Source organism: Acetobacter estunensis (genome assembly GCF_019083805.1).
In the GTDB taxonomy this organism is placed as follows: Bacteria; Pseudomonadota; Alphaproteobacteria; order Acetobacterales; family Acetobacteraceae; genus Acetobacter; species Acetobacter estunensis_A.
This window is the reverse complement of record NZ_JAHRDV010000031.1, coordinates 1-5,442: the sequence shown is the minus strand read 5'-3', so window position 1 is coordinate 5,442 and position 5,442 is coordinate 1. Positions and strand designations below refer to the sequence as shown.

Annotated in this window: 4 protein-coding genes; 2 read left to right on the top strand and 2 right to left on the bottom strand. The window is 61.7% G+C overall.

What is annotated here, in order from left to right; genetic code table 11:
• A partial coding sequence (locus KUA11_RS16840) for a glycosyltransferase family protein (RefSeq protein ID WP_475638919.1) occupies nt 1-1,196 on the bottom strand: 1,196 nt, incomplete at its 3' end.
• Between the two features lie 107 nt (nt 1,197-1,303).
• Between KUA11_RS16840 and KUA11_RS16835 the strand changes: the two genes are divergently transcribed.
• Nucleotides 1,304-2,764 (top strand): glycosyltransferase, encoded by a 1,461-nt coding sequence (locus KUA11_RS16835; RefSeq protein ID WP_217412175.1) that lies wholly within the window; start codon nt 1,304-1,306, stop codon nt 2,762-2,764.
• Nucleotides 2,761-4,131, top strand: a complete 1,371-nt coding sequence (locus KUA11_RS16830; protein ID WP_217412173.1) for a glycosyltransferase family 4 protein — start codon at nt 2,761-2,763, stop codon at nt 4,129-4,131. Before KUA11_RS16835 ends, KUA11_RS16830 begins: the two co-directional genes overlap by 4 nt.
• 16 nt (nt 4,132-4,147) lie before the next feature.
• Here KUA11_RS16830 and KUA11_RS16825 read toward each other — a convergent pair whose 3' ends face one another.
• Nucleotides 4,148-5,137, bottom strand: a complete 990-nt coding sequence (locus KUA11_RS16825) for an adenosine kinase (RefSeq protein WP_217412171.1) — start codon at nt 5,135-5,137, stop codon at nt 4,148-4,150.
• Between the last annotated feature and the right edge of the window lie 305 nt (nt 5,138-5,442).

Below are 5,442 nucleotides of genomic sequence, written 5' to 3'. Positions count from 1 at the left end.
TGCTCCACCTGCCCCCCCACAAGCCGCGCCTGTTCCAGCCGCAGTTCGGGCCGGTGAGACGCCAGATACCGCCGCACCAGATTCCTTTCCTGCTCCGTGCCCAACCCTCTCCTATCCGACGCGCGATGACAGGCCACACCAGGGAAATGGACGATCCGTTCAGGCGCGATTTCTTGGGTGACAGCCAGCGCCAGCCGCAGTCGCCTTGCCGCCAAATCGCCTTCCGAGCTGACCGAAAGCCGATCCTCCTGTCTCAATTCTCCCAGACGTGTCCGAGAAAAAAGACAGAAAGTCTCCGTCGCCTCTCCCACGAGCAACTGATCCACGCTCCACCCGGAATGCAGCCGCGCGTCCACACGGTCTCCCACCGCATCGATCCGATCATCATCGGCAAAAAGGAATACGGCCTGTGGATGCGCCGCCAGTGCGTCCACGATCAGGGCCAACGCCCCATCCGCAAGCCGGTCACCCGCTTCCAGCCACCCGAAAAAAGGTGCTTCACCGGGACAGAGTGAAGCCTCGTCAGGCAGAACCGAAACGATGCGCCCTTGTCCGCATGACGCGACAAATTCCCACTCCAATGCCGTCAGAACGGCAGACGATCCCACGAGATACAGTGTCCATCCAACGTCCGAATTTGTCGCAAGAGATGCCAGCGTTGCCCGTGCAACCGCTTCTTCTCCCGGTTGCACGCTCAGGCAGAGATCCACCGTAATTTCCGGTCTCGCCACGCGGGAGCAAAGCGGCAAAGTCGCGTGCTGCAGCGTCCACAGCGCATACGCACCATCGTCCCATGGAGGCGCACCCAAGGGATAACGAAGCCGAAAGACATCGATATCTTCACGCAGTTCAGGCTGTGCCGCCACATACGCCACGATCGCGGAAGGCGAGATGCACGCACGCAAATCCCGGCACTCCTCAGCCACAGGAAAACGTCCCGTCGCCGCTCTGAACACCGTCTGTCTCCATTCCGGCGCGAGGACGTCTATTCCCTCATGACGCGCCCGGAACTCCGGTGAGGCCACAATCCATTCCGCGAGTTGCCCCAGTCCTTCCTCATCCAGCCCGCCCTCCGGCAGCGATTTCAGACGATGCGTAAAATGCGCAAGCGCTTGCGGCTCAGGGTCGCGCCCAAGGCCCACACGAAACACCGCTGCCACCCGCAGAATGATCTCGCGTTCCTGCCGCGCCGTCATGCGTCTGTTTTCCCTTCACGACCAAAGGCGGAGCAAAGCATGGGTTGACGGCCTGTTGATGGTGGTGGTGGATGCCCCGATCCTGACACGCCGCCGGACACGGACCCATGACGCGCCCCTCCTCTTCCTGCACGATCTGGATCGATGTGGACGACCTGTTCCACTATGCCACGAACAACCCCAGACCAAGTGGCATCCAGCGACAGGTTTACGAAATCGTGCGTGTTGTGGAAGCCTGCGCCGCTTGCAGGGCACAGCCTCCCCATATCCGTTTCGTGCGTCGCGGTCGGGATGATCAGATGCTGGCCGAAGTGACATCCGACGACATTGCAGCACTCTTCGCGCGCCTTGTCGGCAATTCCCCTGCACGCCCGGTGCAAATCTCACAACCGCTTCGTCCGCTCCCCGCACCGCGTCGAGCTTTCTCCCCCCGTCGCGTTGTGCTGGATTTTTTCGAGACGCTGCCACCCGACCTTGGCCGCCCCCTGATTGCAGCCGGTGTGTCACAAATCCGGGTTCTGCGGCTTCTGCGCCGCCTTTTTCGTGCGCCGGCCTCACCACGGAAAGAGCCTGCCCCACCGCCCCCCGCTCCCGCGTCGTTACCGAGCGAGCCTTCGGTCTCTCACTCAAAAGCGGACGGCGACATTCTCCTCATTCCCGGTGCCGCATGGTCCGATCCCCTGTTCGGTGAGCGCCTGCGCATTGCCCGCGAGCGTCATGGCCTGCACCCCGTTCTGCTGATGTACGACCTGATCCCGCTGCGCCGTCCGGAGTGGTGTCATCCTTCGCTCGTGCGCGACTTCCGCCACTGGATTGAAACAACGCTGCCCCACTGTGCCGAACTTCTGGCCATCAGCCACACGACCGCGCAGGACGTGGAGCGCTACGCCCACGACAACGCTCTCTCTCTGACCGCTCCCATCAAGGTCATTCCCATCGGCACCGGCTTTACCGGCGAAGACGCCATCGCACAGGAGCCGGACCAACCCGGCCTGCCCGCTCCCGGCAGTTACGTGCTGTTTGTCTCCACACTCGAAGCCCGGAAAAATCATGCGCTTCTCGTGCGCGTCTGGCTGCGCCTCTTGCGGGAATTGCCGCCGGAGCAGGTGCCGACACTGATTTTTGCCGGGCGCGAAGGCTGGCTGGTGAGCGATTTGATGCAGGAACTCGAAACGACAAACTGGCTGAATGGCCGTGTGCGCCTCCTGCGCGACCCGAGCGATGCGGAACTGCGGCAACTCTACCGTGACTGCCTGTTCACCGTTTTTCCCTCCTTTTTTGAAGGTTGGGGCCTGCCTGTCACCGAAAGTCTGCGCATGAGCGTGCCTTGCATCGCCTCGCACGCCACAGCCATCCCCGAGGCGGGAGGCGCGTTCGCCCGCTATTTCGATCCTGACAGCGTGCCGGATGCCACGCGCGTCATCCGTGAAACGCTCCTCAACCGCGACGACCTCGCCCGCTGGCGCACCCATATTGCCCGCGACTTCCAGCCAGTGCCATGGGAAGCCGCAGCCGATGCGCTGCTCGACGCCTGCCTTGCTGTCCATGCGAAAGGCGCAACGTCATGAGCCGGAAACTCTGGATCGATGCCACCGATCTGCTCGACTACCTTGACCGTCACAGCCGCCCCAGCGGCATCCAGCGCGTGGTGTTCGAACTCGGCACCGCCCTCGCCACGCTGGCGCCGGAACAGGTGCGGTTCGTTCATCGCACGGGCGGTCCGCGCCAGTATGAAACATTCGACTGGAACCGCCTCCGCACCCGTTTCGCCACACTGACCAACGCCACGCCACGTGGTCCGATCCGCACATCCGAAACGGATGGCATTTCCCCCTTCACGCCACCTGAAGGCCGCCTTGCACTTCTGAAGGCTTCCCTGCGTACACAAGCCCGCGTCTTGCAGGATCTTGGCCGTGTCGGGCACCGCGCCACCGAACGCGGCCTTCAGGGTCTGCGGCAGCGGATGTCTCGCTCCGTCACACCCGACCGCACACGCAGCCCCGGACAAGCTCTCGACACCTTGCTGCGTCCCGGCGATGCCTTTTTCGTGCCCGGTTCACCTTGGGAACTAGATGACTATGCCGACACGGTGCGCTGGCTGCGCGACGACCGGCGCGTGACCTTCGGCCTGCTCATCCATGACCTCGTCCCGCTTCTGTATCCGCAATGGTGCGACCGGGGCGTGATCCGCACCTTCACGCAATGGCACGCTGCCGTGCTTCCACTGGCGGATCGTGTGTTCACCACAAGCCGCGCCGTCGCAGACGACGTGACAGCCCATGCCGCACGCATCGGCATTCCTCTTCCGCACCCCGTCACACGTATCGGCATGGGTGTGTCGCACTTCCCCGCTCCTCCCACGCCACGTCCTGACCGCCTGCCGCCGGCAGGAAGCTACGTGCTGTTCGTCTCCACGCTCGAAGCAAGAAAAAACCACGCCCTGCTTCTGCGCGTATGGCGAAAGCTTCTGGACAAGCGGGGGCCGGACGCTGTGCCGACACTCGTTTTTGCAGGACGACGTGGATGGCGGGTCAATGACCTGATGCAGCAGTTGGAAAACGCCAACTGGCTGGATGGCCACATCGTGCATGTGGCCAATCCGGGCGACGGCGAACTGGCAGCGCTTTATGATGGCTGCCTGTTCACGCTCTTCCCTTCACTGGCGGAAGGTTGGGGACTGCCAGTTACGGAAAGCCTTACTTTCGGGCAACCCTGCCTCGCTTCCAGCACAACCGCCATGCCCGAAGCCGGTGGCACGTTCACGCGGCATTTCGATCCTGAAGACGCACATGATGCGTTGCAACAGATCGAAGCCCTGCTCGACGACCCCAAAGGACTTGCCCAGTGGGGCCGCCGCATCCGTGCGGAGTTCACCCCGCCATCATGGCGCGATTGCGCCGCACGGGTTCTTTCAGGGCTTGGTCTTTCGGCCTGAACCCTGAAACGGTTTTTCAGAAACCCGCGTCTTTCCAGGGATTCGCCAATGGGCGTGCACCGTAATGCGAGATCACTTCGGCGGCTGCGACCGAAGCCAACCGCCCGCATTCCTCAAGCGTGCGTTCGGACGTCAACCCGGCGAGGAAGCCTGCCGCATAGGCATCTCCCGCTCCTGTGGTGTCCACCACCTGTGTTGGTACCGGGGAAACAACGATCTTCTCGCCGCCCCGGATAATGACGCTGCCCTTCTCCGAGCGTGTCAGGGCCGCGAACTTCGTGTCCTGCGCCACATGACGTGCAGCCGTGTCGAAACTCTCCGTCTGATAAAGCGCGCAGATTTCGTTTTCGTTGGCGAACAGAATGTCGATATGCCCGCGGACGAGATCAAGGAACGCCTCGCGATGACGTCCCACACAGAACGGATCGGACAAAGACAGCGCCACCTGACGTCCTGCCTTGTGCGCCAGAGTGGCGGCGCGACGGAACGCTTCCTGCGCATGTGGCGGATCGAAGAGATAACCTTCAAGATAGACGATGGAAGAGGCTGCGATGATATCGGGCAACACATCTTCAGGTGTGAATTCGGTGCATGCGCCCAGATAGGTGTTCATTGTGCGCTGCCCGTCGGGCGTCACCAGCACGAGACAACTCGCGGTGGAGAGATTTTTATTCATGCGCCCGTCCAATGGAGCGGACGGGAACGTGATGCCGCATTCACGCAGATCATCGGCAAACGCCTTACCAGCCGCATCGCCCGCCACCTTGCCGAGATAGGCCACGCGCGCACCGAGCTGCGCTGCCACGGCACAGGTATTGGCCGCCGAACCGCCGCCCGTCTGCTGCTGCACATGGATCAGTTCGCGCAGGCTTTTTTCACGGTCCGTATCGATCAGCGTCATGCTGCCCGGCACAAGTCCCTGCTCACTGAGGAATTCGGGCTCGACCTTTGCCAGCACATCCGTGATGGCATTTCCGATGCCGCAGAGGTCGTAGAGAATACTCATATGCGTCTTCCGATGATGAATGCTGCCTTCCTCTATCCGCTTGCAGCCCATCCCGTCCATGGCGCGGCAGAAGGACACTTGACGCCTTCATCGCAAAAACCTGCGGAAAACCGCCACAAAATTGCTCGCTGCCGCTTGTCGTGACAATCCTTATGCGTATAACCGTGTAACGAACAGAGTCGACGCGGATTTCTCACACTTGAGGCAATTTCGGGTCATTTTGTAGAATTCAGTCATCCCACAGGAGCCCGATCTGGAATATTGACGATATTCTGCTTCTGGCGGCGGGTTCTGAACGCAGTGAG

Coding starts and splice junctions, on each gene's coding strand:
- KUA11_RS16835 (WP_217412175.1), top strand. CDS start 1,304: ATGACGCGCCCCTCCTCTTCCTGCACGATCTGGATCGATGTGGACGAC.
- KUA11_RS16830 (WP_217412173.1), top strand. CDS start 2,761: ATGAGCCGGAAACTCTGGATCGATGCCACCGATCTGCTCGACTACCTT.
- KUA11_RS16825 (WP_217412171.1), bottom strand. CDS start 5,137: ATGAGTATTCTCTACGACCTCTGCGGCATCGGAAATGCCATCACGGAT.